This is a genomic window from Enterobacter cloacae complex sp. 382A5, assembly GCF_050031095.1.
Lineage (GTDB): Bacteria > Pseudomonadota > Gammaproteobacteria > Enterobacterales > Enterobacteriaceae > Enterobacter > Enterobacter cloacae.
In genome coordinates this window covers 3123480-3141739 of the sequence record NZ_JBLGVK010000001.1, presented here as the reverse complement: position 1 = coordinate 3141739, position 18260 = coordinate 3123480, and the positions used below count along the sequence as shown (strand labels likewise).

Annotated in this window: 15 protein-coding genes; 4 read left to right on the top strand and 11 right to left on the bottom strand. The window is 55.2% G+C overall.

The genetic code is table 11. The features are described 5' to 3' along the window. Window positions 1-40 precede the first annotated feature (40 nt). The gene (locus tag ACQG2G_RS14800; protein WP_248078956.1) at window positions 41-634 is read right to left on the bottom strand and encodes a TetR/AcrR family transcriptional regulator; all 594 of its coding nucleotides are present in this window, start codon (window positions 632-634) and stop codon (window positions 41-43) included. A 71-nt stretch (window positions 635-705) separates the two neighbouring features. Next, window positions 706-2463 (bottom strand): DEAD/DEAH box helicase, encoded by a 1758-nt coding sequence (locus ACQG2G_RS14795; RefSeq protein WP_061772072.1) that lies wholly within the window; start codon window positions 2461-2463, stop codon window positions 706-708. A gap of 151 nt (window positions 2464-2614) precedes the next feature. Here ACQG2G_RS14795 and rsuA point away from each other — a divergent pair, with 151 nt between their 5' ends. From rsuA to ACQG2G_RS14780, 3 genes are all read left to right on the top strand, one after another. Beyond that, window positions 2615-3322: a 16S rRNA pseudouridine(516) synthase RsuA gene (gene rsuA / locus ACQG2G_RS14790; RefSeq protein WP_013097990.1), complete on the top strand. Its 708-nt coding sequence runs from the start codon at window positions 2615-2617 to the stop codon at window positions 3320-3322. Between the two features lie 15 nt (window positions 3323-3337). Continuing rightward, window positions 3338-4534 carry a Bcr/CflA family multidrug efflux MFS transporter gene (locus tag ACQG2G_RS14785; RefSeq protein WP_013097989.1) on the top strand — a complete coding sequence of 399 codons (1197 nt, stop codon included), beginning with the start codon at window positions 3338-3340 and terminating at the stop codon, window positions 4532-4534. 278 nt (window positions 4535-4812) lie between these two features. After that, window positions 4813-5157, top strand: coding sequence for a YejG family protein (locus tag ACQG2G_RS14780; protein WP_013097988.1), 345 nt, complete (start codon window positions 4813-4815; stop codon window positions 5155-5157). Window positions 5158-5160: 3 nt separating this feature from the next. Here the strand turns inward: ACQG2G_RS14780 and yejF are convergent, their stop codons facing one another. The 9 genes from yejF to ACQG2G_RS14735 form a co-directional block, all read right to left on the bottom strand. Then, a complete protein-coding gene (gene yejF / locus ACQG2G_RS14775; protein ID WP_061772071.1) occupies window positions 5161-6750 on the bottom strand; it encodes a microcin C ABC transporter ATP-binding protein YejF in 1590 nt (529 codons plus the stop codon). Window position 6751: 1 nt separating this feature from the next. Next, complete coding sequence (locus ACQG2G_RS14770; RefSeq protein WP_029883091.1) at window positions 6752-7777, bottom strand: ABC transporter permease; 1026 nt, start codon at window positions 7775-7777, stop codon at window positions 6752-6754. After that, a complete protein-coding gene (locus ACQG2G_RS14765; protein WP_038420221.1) occupies window positions 7777-8871 on the bottom strand; it encodes a microcin C ABC transporter permease YejB in 1095 nt (364 codons plus the stop codon). Before ACQG2G_RS14765 ends, ACQG2G_RS14770 begins: the two co-directional genes overlap by 1 nt. Before the next feature lie 9 nt (window positions 8872-8880). Continuing rightward, window positions 8881-10686, bottom strand: a complete 1806-nt coding sequence (locus tag ACQG2G_RS14760) for an extracellular solute-binding protein (protein ID WP_061772070.1) — start codon at window positions 10684-10686, stop codon at window positions 8881-8883. Window positions 10687-10760: 74 nt separating this feature from the next. Further along, window positions 10761-12317 carry a cyclic di-GMP phosphodiesterase gene (locus tag ACQG2G_RS14755; RefSeq protein ID WP_045292122.1) on the bottom strand — a complete coding sequence of 519 codons (1557 nt, stop codon included), beginning with the start codon at window positions 12315-12317 and terminating at the stop codon, window positions 10761-10763. Window positions 12318-12444: 127 nt separating this feature from the next. Next, window positions 12445-13014 carry a bifunctional murein DD-endopeptidase/murein LD-carboxypeptidase gene (mepS, locus tag ACQG2G_RS14750; protein WP_023619753.1) on the bottom strand — a complete coding sequence of 190 codons (570 nt, stop codon included), beginning with the start codon at window positions 13012-13014 and terminating at the stop codon, window positions 12445-12447. 415 nt (window positions 13015-13429) lie between these two features. Continuing rightward, window positions 13430-14143 carry a phosphatase PAP2 family protein gene (locus tag ACQG2G_RS14745; RefSeq protein WP_029883087.1) on the bottom strand — a complete coding sequence of 238 codons (714 nt, stop codon included), beginning with the start codon at window positions 14141-14143 and terminating at the stop codon, window positions 13430-13432. 33 nt (window positions 14144-14176) lie between these two features. Continuing rightward, entirely contained in the window at window positions 14177-15163 is a 987-nt protein-coding gene (locus ACQG2G_RS14740; protein WP_023619754.1) for a CobW family GTP-binding protein, read from the bottom strand. Window positions 15164-15286: 123 nt separating this feature from the next. After that, on the bottom strand, window positions 15287-16753 hold the full coding sequence (locus tag ACQG2G_RS14735; protein WP_061771764.1) for a mannitol dehydrogenase family protein: 1467 nt from the start codon (window positions 16751-16753) through the stop codon (window positions 15287-15289). Window positions 16754-16957: 204 nt separating this feature from the next. Here ACQG2G_RS14735 and uxuA point away from each other — a divergent pair, with 204 nt between their 5' ends. Beyond that, window positions 16958-18148 carry a mannonate dehydratase gene (gene uxuA / locus ACQG2G_RS14730; protein ID WP_029883084.1) on the top strand — a complete coding sequence of 397 codons (1191 nt, stop codon included), beginning with the start codon at window positions 16958-16960 and terminating at the stop codon, window positions 18146-18148. The last annotated feature ends 112 nt before the right edge of the window (window positions 18149-18260 follow it).

The window sequence follows — 18260 nt, the reverse complement described above, 5'->3', positions numbered from 1 at the left end:
AATAATAGGAAATAATCGTTTCCTAATTGGTTAAAAAAACTCAGCCGAGCAGGCTGAGTGCCGCGTTAACGGCGCTATTGATTTCGTCCTCAGACAGGCCTTTTTTGCCGATCACGCGGTAACCCTGCAGCAGCGCGAAAAGATTACGTGCCGTTTGCTCCGTGGGCAGCGCGCGGGAAAGGCTACCGTCCCGCTGGCCCTCCTGAACCAGTTCGAGCAACAACTGCTCGGTACGCTGCATGGCGGCTTTGATGTACTGCGCGGTTGCCTCATCAAAAACCGCCAGCTCGGTCGCGCTGGCGACCACCAGACAGCCGCGTATGCCCTCAGGACCGTGGCTGCTCTCGGCGTAGAAACGTAACACCGCCGCGATTTTATCTCGCCCGCTGCGTGCCGCCTCGGTACGCTGGCGCAGGGCGGCGCAGCGCGTCCGGGTGTAACGGTCGAACGCCGCGAGAAACAGGCCATTCTTGCTGCCAAAGGCTTTATACAGGCTTCCCGCCGTAAGGCCCGTCGCGTCACTCAGCTCTTTGATTGAGGTAGCATGATAGCCGCGCTCGCGGAAAACGAGCAGGGCGCTGTCGATGGCAGCGTCGGTGTCAAATTCACGCGGGCGACCGGGAAGACGTGACATGAGTGAGTCCTGTTGCAATACGATAATGCATAATAGGAAACAATCGTTTCCTATTCAAGGCCTGCCTGTCGTTAACGCAGTTCGTTGGCCCGACGAAAACGGCCTTCATAGTCAAAAATCTTTTCACGGACTTGCCAGTACTGGCCTTTCTTGCGGGCGACAACAAAATCCGGATGGCGCAGCAGCACCTGCTGATGCACGATATCCGCTACGGTTATCCAGCGCAGCGGTACGCCCGGTGTGCGGGTATGCGGGCGGATAAAGAGCTGTTCGAAAGCCATGCGCTGAGCCGGAGTGTGCACCCGGAAGCGCTCGCTGACGTCGGCACCGTCCTCATCGTAATAGGTGATTTTCAGCCATTCGCCTTTTTCATCCGCTCCCGGTTGCAGCGCCATGCCAGAGCAGCGCAGCACCAGGGCATCCTTTAACTTCAGCGCGGCCTTCAGCATGTCATCAGGGTCGACCAGAACCGTGTCACATTCGCGGCAGCGGCGGGCGGCAATATCATTTTCAGCGTTGCACTGGGGGCAGTTTTTAAAGCGGAAACGGAAATCGCACTGCTCGCGATGCCCTTCATCATCTTCAAACCAGCCCTGACAGCGGCGGCCAAAATGTTCGATCAGCGTACCGTCAGCCGTCGTCTTGCCCCAAAAGGTGTTGGCAAAGCCACAGGCAGGACAGAAGACCTGTACCGGCACGTTGTCACTTTTTCCTTTCGGCGTACCTACTTCAGGCGAGTAGAGATCGTGCGGGTTACCGGCGTAATCCAGGATCAGGCAGTCGGTTTTACCGGGAGCCAGACGCAGACCGCGGCCAACGATTTGCTGATACAGGCTGACCGATTCGGTCGGACGCAGAATAGCAATCAGGTCGACGTGGGGGGCATCAAACCCGGTGGTGAGTACCGAGACGTTTACCAGATAGCGAAACTGCTGCGCTTTAAACGCCTCAATCAGGCTGTCGCGCTCCGGGCCGGGCGTCTCGCCGGTGATCAGCGCCGCGTCGCCAGAGGGCAGTAAGCCGGTGATTTCGCGCGCATGCTCAACGGTGGCGGCAAAAATCATTACCCCTTTGCGCGTTTCAGCGAACTCTTCAATCTGGCTGATAATGTGCGGAGTGATGCGCTTTTGCTTTTTCAGCTCCTGGTTCAAATCCGCTTCGCTAAATAAGCCGTTGCTCTGCGCCTGTAAGCGGCTGAAATCGTACTGGACGACCGGCATATCCAGCCGTTCAGGCGGGGTCAGGTAGCCGTGTTTAATCATATAGCGCAGCGGAAGTTCATAGATACAGTCGCTGAACAGCGCCTTCTCATCCCCTCGCACCATACCGTGATAATGAAAGCGGTAAATCCAGCCTTTACCCAGGCGAAACGGGGTTGCCGTCAGGCCCAGCAGGCGTAAGTGAGGGTTCACCTCTTTCAGGTGAGTGAGGATTTGCTGATACTGGCTATCGTCGTCATCACTGATGCGATGGCACTCGTCGACAATCAGCAGCGAAAATTCGCTGCGAAACAGCTCAAGGTTGCGGGCAACAGACTGCACGCTGCCAAACACCACTTTGCCGTGGCTCTCTTTCCGCTTTAGCCCGGCGGCGAAGATATCGGCCTCCAGACCAAGCGCACAATACTTGGCATGGTTTTGCGCAACCAGCTCTTTGACGTGCGCCAGCACCAGCACGCGGCCGCGCGCCAGGCGGGCAAGTTCGGCGATCACCAGGCTTTTGCCTGCGCCAGTGGGGAGCACAATGGCCGCGGGCTCACGGTGTTTGCGAAACCAGGCCAGGGTGGCGTCAACGGCTTCCTGCTGATAGGGGCGAAGTGTAAAAGTCATGGGGTCTCTGTATCGTTATTCCGCATATAGTATGCCACGAAACTTTTTCCCTTGAGTGGCGCAACCAGACCATTATACTGAACCGTTCCTGACTGCTTCTTTTTCGGACGCATTGTCCGACTTCCAGCACCATTAAGGCTAAAAAGATTTCATGCGACTTGATAAGTTTATCGCTCAGCAACTCGGCGTAAGCCGTGCTATTGCCGGGCGCGAGATCCGCGCCAGCCGCGTTACCGTGGATGGCGACATTGTGAGAGACAGCGCGTTCAAACTGCAACCAGACCATCAGGTGGAGTATGACGGCAACCCGCTCACCCAGCAGCACGGCCCGCGCTATTTCATGCTCAATAAGCCGGAAGGCTACGTCTGTTCTACGGACGATCCGGATCACCCGACGGTGCTCTATTTCCTCGACGAACCGGTTGCGCACAAGCTGCATGCGGCTGGCCGCCTCGATATCGACACCACGGGGCTGGTGCTGATGACCGATGACGGTCAGTGGTCCCACCGCATTACCTCTCCGCGTCATCACTGTGAAAAAACCTATCTGGTGACGCTGGAATCGCCGGTGGCAGATGACACGGCAGAACAATTTGCCAAAGGCGTTCAGCTGCATAATGAAAAAGACCTCACCAAACCGGCGGTGCTGGAAGTCATTACCCCGACCGAAGTCCGTCTGACCATCAGCGAAGGGCGTTATCATCAGGTGAAACGTATGTTCGCCGCGGTGGGTAACCACGTTGTGGGTCTGCATCGTGAACGTATTGGGGCAATTGAACTCGATCCCGATCTGGCGCCTGGCGAATATCGCCCGCTGACAGAAGAAGAGATCGCCAGCGTCGGTCTGCCCTCGCATTAATTTCAGGAGAACCCTGTGACCACCAGGCCACACTCGTCTTTCAAAATCGTGTTCATTCTTGGCCTGCTGGCCATGTTAATGCCGCTGTCGATTGATATGTATCTGCCTGCGCTGCCGGTGATTTCGGCGCAGTTTGGCGTACCGGCAGGCAGCGCACAGATGACGCTCAGTACCTATATTCTCGGTTTTGCCCTCGGCCAGCTGTTTTATGGCCCGATGGCCGACAGCCTCGGACGTAAGCCGGTTATTCTGGGCGGAACGCTGATCTTTGCAGCCGCAGCCGTGGCCTGTGCGCTGGCACAGAGTATCGATCAGCTGATCGTGATGCGTTTATTCCACGGTCTCGCGGCGGCGGCGGCAAGCGTGGTGATTAACGCCCTGATGCGTGATATCTACCCGAAAGAAGAGTTCTCCCGCATGATGTCATTTGTCATGCTGGTGACCACCATTGCGCCGCTGGTGGCGCCGATGGCCGGTGGCGCGGTGCTGGTATGGTTCAGCTGGCATGCCATTTTCTGGATCCTGGCGCTTGCCGCACTGCTGGCCTCGGCGATGATTTTCTTCTTTATTGATGAAACGTTAGCCGTCGAGCGCCGCCAGAAATTCCACATCCGTACCACAATGGGGAATTTTGCCTCGCTGTTCCGCCACAAGCGCGTGCTGAGCTACATGCTGGCAAGCGGCTTCAGCTTTGCCGGCATGTTCTCCTTCCTGAGCGCCGGGCCGTTTGTCTATATTGAGCTGAACCACGTTTCCCCTCAGCACTTTGGGTATTACTTTGCGCTGAACATTGTGTTCCTGTTCATCATGACCATCATCAACAGCCGCTTTGTTCGCCGGATTGGAGCACTGAATATGTTCCGTGCCGGGCTGTGGATCCAGTTTGTGATGGCTATCTGGCTGGTGGTCAGCGCGTTTTTCGGCGTGGGCTTCTGGGCGCTGGTGGTGGGGGTTGCCGCTTTTGTTGGCTGCGTCTCGATGATCTCATCTAATGCGATGGCGGTCATTCTCGACGAGTTCCCGCATATGGCTGGCACCGCCTCATCGCTGGCGGGGACGTTCCGCTTCGGGATTGGTGCCGTGGTGGGGGCGTTACTCTCAATGGCGACCTTTAACACGGCCTGGCCAATGTTGTGGGCGATGGCGTTCTGTGCCACCAGCTCCATTCTCTTCTGTCTTTATGCCAGCCGACCGCGAAAAGCCGCTCATTAATCTGCACATCAGGCCCGATACGGGCCTTTTTGTTGACCCATATCAACCAAACTTGCGTTCGTTTACCCTGTGTTTGTTTCTTTTATGTAAAATCTATTTGTGTAAAAAGTCACATCATTGTATTTAAAAAGGTTGAGTTAGATCGCAGAAACGGGTACATATAGCGCCGACGCGAGCCTGGATACCTATAAAAAAGCGCTGAATAGTGCAGGTTGGCGATGATGTGTTACTATAAATGTAAATAAATTGTGAAGTAAATTTGCTTCCGGGGATCGAACGTGAATACATTACAACTCTCCATAGTCCATCGCTTGCCCCAGAGCTATCGCTGGTCGGCGGGTTTTGCAGGTTCGAAAGTTGAACCGATTCCGCAAAACGTTGCAGGTTGCGAGAATTGTCTGGTCGCGCTCAAACTGCTTAGCCCGAGCGACGAAGATGCATGGCCGGTAATGGAACGCTTAAGCCAGGCGCTGTCGGATATCGAAGTGGACAGTTCCGTACTGGAGTGTGAAGGCGAGCCGTGCCTGTTTGTTAAAAGTCAGGATGAATTTGCCGCAACCTGCCGCCTGAAGAACTTTGGCGTGGCCATTGCTGAGCCTTTCTCGGGACAGTATCCCTTCTGAGTGCTAGTCTGCCGATAACAGCTGGCGCGTGTAGCTCTGCGTCGGTGCAGTAAATACGCGCTGGCACTCACCTTGCTCGACCACTTCTCCCTGCCGTAGCACAATCACCTGATGGCATAACGCCCGTACTACCTGTAGATCGTGGCTGATAAAAATATAGGCCAGCCGGTGCTTTTCCTGTAACCCTTTCAACAGGGTCAGGATCTGTGCCTGCACGGTTCTGTCCAGCGAGGAGGTCGGTTCATCCAGGATGATCAGCTCAGGTTTGAGGATCAGCGCGCGGGCAATGGCGATACGCTGGCGCTGTCCGCCAGAAAATTCAGCCGGGTAGCGGTGGCGCGTCTCGGGATCTAACCCTACCTCTGCCATCACACGCCTGACCTCATTTTCACGTTGCAGAGCCGTCAGGGTAGGCTGATGGACGCGCAATCCTTCTTCGATGATCTGCAAAATACTCAGCCTTGGATTGAGCGAGGAGTTGGGATCCTGAAACACCACCTGCATGCGGGGGCGTACCGGCAGCATCTGCCGACGGTTCCAGCGGTGCAGCGGCATGCCGTCAAACAGGATCTCGCCCTGCGAGGCAATTAAACGCAGTAGTGCCAGGCCGGTGGTGCTTTTGCCTGAACCCGACTCGCCCACCAGTCCCAGCGACTCGCCCGGGCGCAGTGAAAAACGGATGTTCTTCAGCACGACGTTCTGGTCGACCACGCGGCGCAGAATACCTTTACGGATGGGGAAGGAGACAGACAGCCCCTCGACGTTCAACAACGGCGCGCTGCCCCCCTGAAGAGGCACAGGATCGCCTGAGGGTTCACTGTCGAGCAGCCGCTGCGTATAGGGGTGCTGAGGCGCGTTCAGCAGTGCGGCGGCGGTGTTCTGCTCTACACAGCGTCCGTTTTGCATTACAGCGACGCTGTCGGCCAGCTTTTTCACTATGCTCAGGTTATGGGTGATAAACAGCAGACTCATGTTCAGCTCGCTACGTAGCTCCCGCAGCAGTTGCAAAATCTGCGCCTGCACCGTGACGTCCAGCGCGGTGGTGGGCTCATCAGCGATCAGCAGTTCCGGGCGCGTCAGTAGCGCCATGGCAATCATCACACGTTGACGTTCACCGCCGGAAAGCTGATGCGGGAAATCGCTCAGCCGTTTTGCCGCGTTGCGGATGCCGGTTCTGTCGAGGCAGTCGAGGATTTCCCCGCGCGCGGCCTCTTTGCGCATGCCCCGGTGCAGGGAGAGCACCTCGTAAAGCTGTTTTTCCAGGGTATGCAGCGGGTTGAGTGAGACCATCGGCTCCTGGAAAATCATCGCAATCTTATTGCCGCGGACGCCCCGCAGGGTCTGTTCGTCGGCGTGCAGCAGCGAGCTGCCGTGAAACAAAATATCCCCTTGCGGGTAGCTCACTGGCGGAGACGGGAGCAGGCGCAGAATGGAGAGTGCCGAGACGCTCTTGCCGGAGCCGGATTCCCCCACCAGCGCCAGCGTTTCGCCACGCTGGATCTGCAGCGACAGATCGCTGACCACGGTGCGCGTCTCACCCTGTTTCGAAAAGGCAATCGACAGATTATCGATACTGAGAAGGGGCTGCGTCATGTTACACCGCCTTGTTGGGATCGAAGGCGTCGCGCACGGCTTCGCCAATAAAAATCAGCAGCGAAAGCAGTACCGCCACAGAAAGAAAGGCTGTAATGCCCAGCCACGGTGCCTGCAGATTGTTTTTGCCCTGCAGCAACAGCTCGCCGAGCGAGGGGGAACCGAGCGGTAGCCCGAAGCCCAGGAAATCGAGCGAGGTGAGGGTCGTGATGGAGCTGCACAAAATAAACGGCAGAAAGGTCAGTGTCGCCACCACGGCGTTCGGCAGCATATGGCGGAAGATGATCCCACGGTCGCTCACGCCCAGTGCCTGTGCGGCACGAATATAGTCAAAATTACGGGTGCGCAGAAATTCTGCGCGCACGACGCCCACCAGCGCCATCCAGCCAAACAATACGGTGATCCCCAGCAGCCACCAGAAGTTTGGCTGCACCACGCTCGACAGCAGGATGATCAGAAACAGCGTTGGCATACCTGACCACACCTCTATCACGCGCTGACCCCAGAGGTCAATTTTACCGCCATAGTAGCCCTGGACGGCGCCTGCCACCACGCCCATCACGCTGGAGAAGAGCGTCAGCATCAGCCCAAAGAGGATCGAGATTCGGGTACCGTAGAGGATGCGCGCCAGCACGTCGCCACCGTTGGCATCCGTTCCCAGCCAGTTTTGCGCGGACGGGGGAGAAGGGAAGGGGGTCGTGGTGGCGAAATTGATACTGTTGGCGCCAAAACGAATCGGCGCCCACAGTGCCCAGCCGTGTTGATCAATCTGCTGGCGCAGCCACGGATCCTGATACTCCGCCGGTGTTGCAAACGGGCCGCCAAAGTCACTTTCACTGTAGTTATTAAGCACGGGCACATACCAGCGGTCGTTGAAATGCACCAGCAAGGGTTTATCGTTGGCAATCAGCTCTGAGCACAGGCTTAACACAAACAGGACGGCAAAAATCCATAACGACCAGTAGCCACGACGGTTATGGCGAAAACGGGCCCAGCGGGCCTGATTGACGGGGCTTAAACGCGGCATCATCGGCCCTCAAAATCGATTCGGGGATCGACCAGCGTATAGCTGATATCACTGACGATATTCAGCAGCAGGCCAATCAGGGTAAAAATGTAGAGTGTGCCAAACATCACCGGATAATCCCGCGACACGGTGGCTTCATAGCCCAACAGCCCCAGACCGTTAAGCGAGAACATCACCTCAATAAGCAGCGAGCCGGTAAAAAACATACTGATGAACGTGGCAGGAAATCCGGCAATCACCAGCAGCATGGCGTTGCGGAACACGTGCTTCCACATGATCTGTTTTTCACCCACGCCCTTCGCGCGGGCGGTGACGACATACTGTTTGCGGATTTCATCAAGAAAGGCGTTTTTGGTCAGCATGGTCAGGGCGGCAAATCCGCCAATCACCGTTGCCAGCACCGGCAGCGTGATGTGCCAGAGATAGTCGGTGATTTTCTGATACCACGGCAGGGTGCTGAAATCGGCGGATACCAGCCCCCGCAGCGGGAAGAGATCGAAATAACTGCCGCCGGCAAAAAAGACAATCAGCAGCACAGCGAACAGAAATGCCGGAATGGCATAGCCGATGATAATGAACGTGCTGCTCCAGATATCAAAACGGCTGCCGTTGTAGACCGCTTTGCGGATCCCAAGCGGAATGGAAACCAGGTAGATAATCAGCGTTCCCCACAGTCCCAGGGTGATCGACACCGGCAGGCTTTGTTTGATCAGGGTTAAGACCGAGGCACTGCGGAACAGGCTATCGCCAAAATCAAACCGGACATAATCCCACAGCATTTTGAAATAGCGCTCGTGAATCGGTTTATCAAAACCATAGCGATGGGTGATCTCGGCAATCACCTCCGGATCCAGCCCGCGGCCGCCGCGATAATGGCTTTCGCTGATATTCCCCACGCCCGTTTTGGCATGGCTTGCGCCCATTCCTTCTCCGCCACCGCCGGGCATTCCGCCGCTGGTGCCAAATTCAATCGCCGCAATCGCCTGATCGACCGGCCCGCCGGGCGCGATTTGCACAATAAAAAAGTTAATAGTGATGATGGCCCACAGGGTTGGGATGATCAGCAGGAGACGGCGGATTAGATACGCACCCATGATGATTCCTTATCGCCGCTCAGCTGGGAGTCTGGCGGCTTTGTTAACGTCATACCACCAGGTATCGAAGCCCAGCGAATAGATCGGGCGCACGGCAGGCAGCGAAAATTTGTCCCAGCGGGCAAGACGATCTTCACCCATATACCACATGGGCAGCATGTAGTCGTTCCAGGTTAACACTCTGTCGAGGGCGCGTCCTAATGGCAGGAGCTTCTGTTTATCGCCCTGTGCCGCCACGATCTTTGCAATTAGCGCGTCAACGACCGGGCTTTTTACCCCCGGCGCATTGTACGAGGAGTCGATGTAACTGGACGCCCAGGAAATCTGCAGGTCGGAGCTTGGCCAGGGCTGCGCGGGCCACAGGCTCTGCATCATATCGTAATCCCGGCTGCGCTTGCGGTTGGTCAGCTGGGCGATATCCACCTGGCGTATGTTCATTGTGATCCCCAGCCGGGCCAGGTTGTGCTTAAACGGCAAAACCCACTGATCGTTTGCCCCTGACGCGATCAGTAGCTCGAAGCTCAACGGTTTTCCCGTTTGGGCATTGACCCGTTTTTGATTTTTCAGGACCCAACCGGCCTCATCCAGCAGTTTGCTGGCTTTCAGCAAATTGTCACGATCAAAGCCGTTGCCATCGGAGGTGGGGGGATCAAACACGGTGGTAAACACTTCCGGCGGCAATTGTGCTTTGAAGGGGGCCAGCAGCGTCAACTCGTCCACATTGGGGTAAGCGCGCGCCGCGTATTCGGTATTCTGAAAATAGCTGTTAGCGCGGCTGTAGGCGCCATAAAACAGCGCCTTGTTCATCCACTCAAAGTCAAAGGCCAGGGTAATGGCCTGACGTACCCGGCGGTCGTTAAATACCGGACGCTGAATATTAAACGCCAGCCAGCGCGTGTCCTGGGCAGAGCTATTTTTGTGCTCGTCCTTGACGATGTAGCCTTTGGCAAAGTTTTTACCGATATAGCGCGTAGCCCAGTTTTTAGCGCTGTTCTCCAGGCGTAAATCGAAGGCTCCGGCCTTAAAGGCCTCAAAAGCCACGTTATCGTCCAGGTAGTAATCATAGCGAAGGGTGTCGAAATTCCAGTGCCCCCGGTTTACCGGCAGGTTGGCGGCCCAGTAGTCTTTTACCCGGGAGTAGACCACATACTGCCCCATGCGCCAGTCGGTGATGCGGTACGGGCCTCCAGCCAGCGGCGGTGTGGAGAGCGGGTCGCTCAGCTTATGGGCTTTCCAGAACGATTCAGGCATTACGGGCAGGGAGAACAGGCTCAGCATATTCTCTTTATTCGGCTCGCTCAGCTCAATGCGCACGGTGAGCGGTGCGATGGCCCTGACCGACGCGCCTTTGTAGACAATACGGAACTGGGGAACGCCTTCAGTCATAAATTTATGAAACGTAAAGGCGACATCGCTTGCCCTGACCGGCGAACCGTCATGAAAACGCGCCCGCGGGTTAAGCGAAATTTCCGCCCAGGCAAAATTATCCGCATACCGCACGTTTTCGGCGATCAGCGGATAGTAGCTTCCGGGCTCATCATCAGAGGTGACAAACAGGGTATCGTAGAGAGATTCTGTGCGCGCCGCGGCCACACCGCGCAGGGCAAAGCGGTTGAAGTTATCGAACGTGCCGGTGGCGGAGAGCGTGACATTCCCGCCTTTCGGCGCGGCAGGGTTGACGTAATCATAATGGGTGAAATTCACCGCGTATTTCGGTTCACCAATCACCGCAAACGCAACGTCTTCTTTGATGGTTTGCGCCTGGCTGGACAGGGCCGTCAGTGCCAACAGCAACAGTATGAAGCGCATAAACATCTCGCGACAGCTCCCTCTTTAACAGACCGGCTCAGTTAAGCTGAATAATAAGTGACGTCACGGGCAATGTGAAATTATTCGCCAGCGTGCGTCAGGTCGGGCCGCCACTCACGGAACTGCTCCAGCGGCATCGGACGGCTAATCCAGTATCCCTGCAGGAAGTTAACGCCATGTTCGCGCAGCCAGGCCGCCTGTTCCGGCGTTTCCACGCCCTCTGCGACGGTAGACATGTTCAGCCGTCTTGCCAGCATCAGTACGGCATCAAGCACCGGCGAGGTGACGGTTTCTGTCCCAATGGCGTTAACAAAACCCCGGTCGATTTTGATGTAATCCATGGTGAAATGTTCAAGATAGATCAGCGCACTGTGGCCGGTACCAAAATCATCGATCGCTATCTCAAACCCTTCGTTGTGCAGCCATTCGAACAGGTTGTTTGCTTCACGGTGGTTAAGCATGTCGCGCTCGGTAATTTCCAGCACCAACTGGAAGTGATCCGGCGGCAGTAACTCTTTAAAGGTGCGCATATCATCTTTAAAGCTGTCGGCGTGTAGATGCCCCGGCGCAATGTTGATACCGAGTTTTGCGCCCGGCGGCAGTTGGGTCTGTAATACCGGCGCATCGTGAATGATAAGGTCAAACAGATGCAGCGTGAGCGGAACAATCAGCTGCTGCGCTTCAGCAAAATTGATAAACGCATCAGGGGGGATCTCACCCATGGTGGGGTGCTTCCAGCGCATCAGGACCTCAACCCCCCGCATTTTCAGATCTTTTGCATCCACCACGGGCTGATAGACCACATAAAACTGGCCGCGCTTAATGGCGCTGAGGATCTCTTTGCCGGGATTTACGCGGATGGTGAGGATATAGAAATTCAGCGAACCTGCCGCAATACCGCACACCAGCCCAAAGAAGAGGGCGTAGAGGATTTCGTCGCTTGTCCACTTTTCAGCGTACAGCTTAATGGTCAGCGGCACGGCCTTAAGCGTGGCGGTACGCTCGGGCACGGCATGTAAATCTTGCGCCCTGATCAGGGTACTGGACATGGTGGACAGCGCCATATCACCGATGATGATGGCAATCCCTGCGAAGTCGTCCTGGCGCGCGGTATAAAGCAGGTAGGGGGTCAGATTGAGATTAACTGACGTAAACACCCCGCCGTCTTTAACCAGAGGGTTTCGGTACCAGATGGCAATGGCGGGTTTATTCGGCAGCATAGGCGTGCCCGGCAGTAATGCCATATCAATCTTCTTGTTGATGTGCAGCTCAGGTATAAGAGCTTCCATCGGCGTATCCATCGGCCCGGTGGCCGACGAGCAGAAGGCGATTTTGTCCCTGACCAGCAAGAACGCGCGCACATTGAGGCTGAAGGCCGCGCGCGACGTCAGCTCGGCATTGACGTCATGGCAGCTGTTCAGCGTGAGGGGCTGAAGAACATCGATAGAGGTTTTCAACTCTTCGAAATAGCTCTCCATGTAGAGGCTCACATCGGTAATCAGGGTGTCGAACCGGACTTCCCGCTTGTGGTAACTCCAGAAAAATTGCAATGAACCCAAAAGCAGGGCAGTGACCAGACCTGTAATAATACTGAGGAACAGTATCTTGCGATGACTGGAAAAGTAGCGGGTGAACATAGACGTCGTGGTTCCTGAATTGCCGCTGGATGTATTCAGTGTAACGGGCAAAAAAAAACACCGCCGAAGCAGTGTCTTTTTTTCATCATATCGCCAGCCAAGGGAAACCCGCGATACAATCATCATATTAACTGCGGGTCAGTACGCGACGCGCTTCGTTGTAGCGCTTCTTCCAGTATGGCTCGTTCATGCTGGAAATGGTCACACCGCTGCTGGTGGAGGCATGCACAAACTGGTCATTACCAATATAGATGCCGACATGTCGACCCGTTGAACCGGCACGGAACAGAACTAAATCACCGGTGCGCAGTTTTGTACGTGAAATCGACTTACCCACTTCCTGCTGTTCGTAAGTTGAACGCGGCAGGTCTAACCCAAACTGCTCACGGAAGGTACGCTGTACAAAGCTGGAACAATCGATACCTTTTTTGGTGCTGCCGCCCAGACGATAACGCACGCCTTTCCAGTCAGCATACTGGTCCATAATACGGGACTTCACGTCCAGATTACGTACCATATTTTCAAATTCATCCTGAGAGGCTTGCAGTGACGAGGAATCTTCCATTCCCACAACACGCGTCTCAGGATGCATATTCTTTGCGGTGTTCGATGTACTACATGCAGACAACAGTACCGCAACTGCTATCGCCGGGATCCCCCGCAAGATATATCTCAAAATCGGTTGAGATTTGACCATTTTGTTTATTTTCCCTTGAAGTCCTTAACGACAAATATCGTTATAAAAATGCCAAACGTGACGAGACTAATTATCTGTTCACAATGAGACAATTCTTTCTGGTCACATTTGTGGCGCAGCGCACAAATTTATTCACCAAGGAAATAATTATCTCTATGGGGCAAAACGAGTTCGAGATTAACCGATTGCCAGGGCTATTGCGAGTAAAAAAAGCCTTTTTTTTATAAGAAATTGTGATACAGAAAGTAAAAATCCGACATTGCTTAAAATGCAGTCAGATCCGGCGCTTAATCACGCAATTGATTCATTTTTATCATGAAAGAGATGACGGGAAGATGACAGTGCGAAACGATCGCGGCGGGAGATCTATCAGGGATCGCAATGATCCCTGATAGCGGACGTTAATTTTGGTTAATTATTTGTTTAATGCTTGTTGCTTTTTACCCGGCAGATAGCGATCAAACAGGGCTATTATCCGGTCGCTCAGCGGTGTCATCAGGCACCACGGTAACGCGACCAGCGCAACAGAGAGCGAGCCCACGGCAATATCGGTGAACCAGTGTGCGCCAATCATTACGCGAGGGAAGGCGAAAACCACAAAAATAATCAGGGCTATGGCGAACGCCTTCCTGCCGAAATAGCGCAGCATGACTGCACAAAAAATAAGCAGCATCATGCCGTGATCGCCAGGGAAACTGGCCTTCGAGGCATCTTTCGTTGGAATATGCAGCAATTCGCTGACGCGATAAATATCGGTAAAGAACAGCGTTGGGCTTGAGCGCTTGACCGGAATAATAGCCGTAGCCAGTTGGTTAATGGCCACAGCCAGCAGCAGCATCATCAGACCAATAATCATAATGCGGCGACGCCCGGTTTTGTCCTCTTTCAGCCAGAAAGAGAGCATCAGGCAGCCCATCGCCACCAGCGAACAGCCGTCAAACGCGCGGTTGTTGGTAATCGCCACCAGCCACAGGAAGGCATCACTCTTCACCAGAGCCTGGTTAAAGAAATGGAAGATGGCAGAATCCAGCGGAAACCAGAAACCGTGATCCACCGGGATATACCAGGAGAAAAAGAGCGCCAGTCCGGCGACATTGAGCAGCAAAATCAGGGGAATTCGAGTTGTCATAACATTCAGCATACAGGGAAATCAGGGGCAACGTTAGCCGCCCGAACTTAAACGAAGCTTCAACAGGCTGGACTGCAGGGCATTCCAGTCGGCGTTAACCGCACTAATTAACTCTATTCTGCTATCCGGGGGCGCAACATTCTGCGTTTCAATAAAGAAATCTTCACCCTGACGGTTGATGCGCACCAGGCCGTCGGGGGTGCGCATAATTCCCTTAACGCGATCGACCGGCGCCAGTCTTGCCCACTCAAGCACGCCTATGGTGTCGAAAACGGTGTCGGCATCAAAGATCCACCCGCAGGCCTGATGACCCTGACCGCTGTTGAGATTACGTCGCCAGCGCTGGTGTTCCGGCAGGCTCAACGCCGCCAGACCCTGCTTTGCGGGATGACTATGCGCATGCTCCGCACTGGCTGGCAGCTCGGTGAGGTTCAGGCGAGGCAGGTCGAGCAGGGCGACATCTATCTTCCCCTGAGTGGTTTGCACCCGCTGACGGTTGCCCCCGAAATGTTGCCACCAGGCATCGAATGCCGCCTGGCTTTCAGCCGTGGCCCGATCTTCTTTATTGGCGACGATAATATCTGCGCAGGCGAGCTGATCGCGGAAGTTGTCGTTGGCCACCGCTTTTTCATCCAGCAGCTGTCGCGGGTCTAGCAGGCAAAGCGTGGCGCGTAAGTCTATCCACGGCTCGTAAACCGGCGCGGTGAGTAAATCAAGAATTTGCTTCGGGTGGCCAAGCCCCGTCGGTTCAATCAGCAGGCGGTCGGGTTTACCCTGACGCAGCAGCGTATTCAGCCCCACCTGCATGGGCAGGCCATTCACACAGCACATGCATCCGCCTGGGATCTCTTTGATCATGGCGCCGCTGTCAGAAAGTAACGCGCCGTCAATACCGACTTCACCGAATTCATTGACCAGTACGGCCCATTTTTCTGCCGGATCTTTATTGGCCAGCAGGTGGAGAATTGAGGTGGTTTTCCCGCTACCGAGAAAACCGGTAATAAGGTTGGTCCTGGTCACGTGCGCTCCGGTAGATAATTGTGATGATGTAACAATTATCTCTCATCCTGACGAAAAAAGGGCGCAATGAGAAGAGGAAGGGCAAACGGAGCGCATGTCCGTTCGCCTTAAGCGCAATAAACGTTAAAGATTTAACGTTTCGATAACAGCCTGGCGCGCCCCGAGGCGGGCTATACGTTGGTATGCCTGATTCACCGCCTCGACAAAAACGTGGTTTTGCGCGAGATCGTGACCAAAGACTTCGCTCAGCGTCAGCAGAGCGTTAACGCGGTTTGCGTCATTGCTGGCTTCAACCTTCGCACGGATTTTGTCGCTGAGCGGATCGCGGACATCAATCGTATTGCCTTGTTCATCTGTACCGCTGACGTAGCGGATCCAGCCCGCCACACCCAGCGCCAGCAGGGGCCACGCGCTTTGACGCTCCAGATGAATACGGATCCCATCCAGCATGCGCTGGGGCAGCTTTTGACTGCCGTCCATCGCAATTTGCCAGGTACGGTGCTGCAGTGCCGGGTTGGCAAAACGGTCGAGCAGGCTGTCGGCGTAAGCCGTCAGATCAACATCGGTGATACGTAACGTAGGGGCCTGTTCATCCAGCATTAAACGCCGCGCGGCCTGACGAAACGCCTTATCCTCCATACATTCATTAATATGCGCATACCCGGCGAGATAGCCCAGATACGCCAGGAAGGAGTGGCTGCCGTTCAGCATACGTAATTTCATCTGTTCCCACGGCAGAACGTCCTGCACCATCTGCACGCCTGCCACTTCCCACTCCGGGCGTCCGGCGACAAAGTTATCTTCCACGACCCACTGTATAAAGGGCTCGCAGCTGATGGCGCACGGATCTTCCACACCGAGTTCCTGCGCGACCTCCGCCAGCGAGGCATCGGTGGCGGCGGGCACAATCCTGTCAACCATTGTGCCCGGGAAACTCACATGGGTATCAATCCATCCGGCCAGGTCTTCAGAGCGTTTCTGCGCCATGCCGAGCACGGCATTTTTCACCACGTGGCCGTTATCCGGGATGTTATCGCAGGAAAGCACCGTAAAGGCGGGTAAGCCGCGTTCACGGCGGCGGTGGAGCGCTTCGACTATGATCCCTGGGGCGGAATGGGGCTCCGTAGGGTTTTCCAGATCGTGAACGATCCGGGTGTTTTGCAAATCGAGTTTCCCGGTTGCGGGGTCGATGCAATAGCCTTTCTCAGTAATGGTGAGGGAAACAATTGCCACCTGCGGCTCGCAAAATTTCTCAATGATGGCGGCCAGCGAGTCCAGTTTTGCGTTCAGGCATGCATGCACGGCTCCAGTGATAATCGGCTGGTTGCCCTCCGCGCCTTTCTCCAGCACGGTGAAGAGGTGATCCTGCGCCCGCAGCTGGCTCATCAACACGTCGCCGCTGAACAGACTAATCTCACAAATGCCCCAGTCGCCTCCTTTGGCATTCAGCACCCGATGGGTTAATAACGCCTGATGCGCACGGTGAAAAGCACCAAAGCCGAAGTGAACGATGCGCGAGCGCAGAAGCGAGCGATCGTAGCGCGGCTGCTGAACATGGGCAGGAAGCGAGGTGGAGGCAATTGTCTTCATGAAATACACACCTGATTAACCATTAATTAACAATGCCAGTGTAAAGTTATATGACAACAAAGAGAATTGGTAAGCCGTAAATATCGCTGTTCTGTGAGTTCGATCAATCAATCTGTGGCGCTGTGTTGACCCTCTTCATTAAACATGTATGGTAGTCGTCATCGCAGTAACACATATTGGTATAACAACTTTGGAGGATGGGCAATGGAACAAACCTGGCGTTGGTACGGGCCGAACGATCCAGTTTCTCTAGATGATGTGCGTCAGGCTGGCGCAACGGGTGTCGTCACGGCGCTGCATCATATTCCGAATGGCCAGGTGTGGCCGGTAGAGGAGATTCAACAGCGTCAGGCGCTGCTGGCAGAAAAAGGCTTAACCTGGTCTGTCGTGGAAAGTATTCCCGTTCACGAAGATATCAAAACCCATTCTGGGGAGTATCAGACCTGGATTGCTAACTATCAGCAGAGCATCCGCAACCTGGCGGCCTGCGGCATCGATACCGTTTGCTATAACTTCATGCCTGTTCTTGACTGGACGCGTACTGACCTTGAGTATCAGCTGCCAGACGGTTCCCGAGCGTTGCGTTTTGATCAGATCGCCTTCGCGGCCTTTGAGTTACACATTCTGAAACGCCCTGGCGCGGAAGCCGATTACACGGCCGACGAGCAGCAGCAGGCGCGCGAATGGTTTAACGCAGCAAGCGAAGCAGACATTGAAAAGCTGACCCGCAATATCATCGCGGGCCTGCCGGGTGCAGAAGAGGGCTACACGCTGGATCAGTTCCGCGCCCGTCTGGCAGAGTACGGCGGCATTGATAAAAATCAGCTGCGCGAAAACATGGCGTACTTCCTGCGCGCGATTGTGCCGGTCGCGGAAGAGGCGGGCGTGCGTCTGGCCGTACACCCGGACGATCCTCCGCGTCCCATCCTCGGCCTGCCGCGTATCGTCTCAACCATTGAAGATATGCAGTGGCTGAAAGAGACGGTCGATAGCATCTATAACGGCTTTACCATGTGCACGGGCTCGTACGGCGTGCGTGCGGATAATGACCTGGTGCGGATGATTGAAACCTTTGGCGATCGTATTCACTTCACGCATCTGCGTGCAACCTGCCGTGAAGAGAACCCGAAAACCTTCCACGAAGCGGCGCACCTGAGCGGTGATGTGAATATGGTGGCGGTGGTGGATGCCATTCTGGCGGAAGAGGCACGTCGTAAACAGGCTGGCGATTTACGTCCTATTCCGTTCCGCCCGGATCACGGACACCAGATGCTGGACGATCTGCGTAAGAAAACGAACCCGGGCTATTCGGCGATTGGCCGCCTGAAAGGGATGGCAGAAGTGCGCGGCGTAGAGCTGGCGCTGAAGATGACGAAGTATCCTGAGCTTCTGTAAGTTCTGTTGCCCGGTGGCGCTACGCTTACCGGGCCTACAAAAAACCGGCCTGAGAGCCGGTTTTTGTGTTTTTGTAGATCGGGTAAGGCGAAGCCGCCACCCGACAAAAGCC

Bases quoted from the DNA above. Each gene is read 5' to 3' on its own strand.
- ACQG2G_RS14800 (WP_248078956.1), bottom strand. From the start codon at position 634: ATGTCACGTCTTCCCGGTCGCCCGCGTGAATTTGACACCGACGCTGCC.
- ACQG2G_RS14795 (WP_061772072.1), bottom strand. From the start codon at position 2,463: ATGACTTTTACACTTCGCCCCTATCAGCAGGAAGCCGTTGACGCCACC.
- rsuA (WP_013097990.1), top strand. From the start codon at position 2,615: ATGCGACTTGATAAGTTTATCGCTCAGCAACTCGGCGTAAGCCGTGCT.
- yejF (WP_061772071.1), bottom strand. From the start codon at position 6,750: ATGACGCAGCCCCTTCTCAGTATCGATAATCTGTCGATTGCCTTTTCG.
- ACQG2G_RS14770 (WP_029883091.1), bottom strand. From the start codon at position 7,777: ATGCCGCGTTTAAGCCCCGTCAATCAGGCCCGCTGGGCCCGTTTTCGC.
- ACQG2G_RS14765 (WP_038420221.1), bottom strand. From the start codon at position 8,871: ATGGGTGCGTATCTAATCCGCCGTCTCCTGCTGATCATCCCAACCCTG.
- ACQG2G_RS14760 (WP_061772070.1), bottom strand. From the start codon at position 10,686: ATGTTTATGCGCTTCATACTGTTGCTGTTGGCACTGACGGCCCTGTCC.
- ACQG2G_RS14755 (WP_045292122.1), bottom strand. From the start codon at position 12,317: ATGTTCACCCGCTACTTTTCCAGTCATCGCAAGATACTGTTCCTCAGT.
- mepS (WP_023619753.1), bottom strand. From the start codon at position 13,014: ATGGTCAAATCTCAACCGATTTTGAGATATATCTTGCGGGGGATCCCG.
- ACQG2G_RS14745 (WP_029883087.1), bottom strand. From the start codon at position 14,143: ATGACAACTCGAATTCCCCTGATTTTGCTGCTCAATGTCGCCGGACTG.
- ACQG2G_RS14735 (WP_061771764.1), bottom strand. From the start codon at position 16,753: ATGAAGACAATTGCCTCCACCTCGCTTCCTGCCCATGTTCAGCAGCCG.
- uxuA (WP_029883084.1), top strand. From the start codon at position 16,958: ATGGAACAAACCTGGCGTTGGTACGGGCCGAACGATCCAGTTTCTCTA.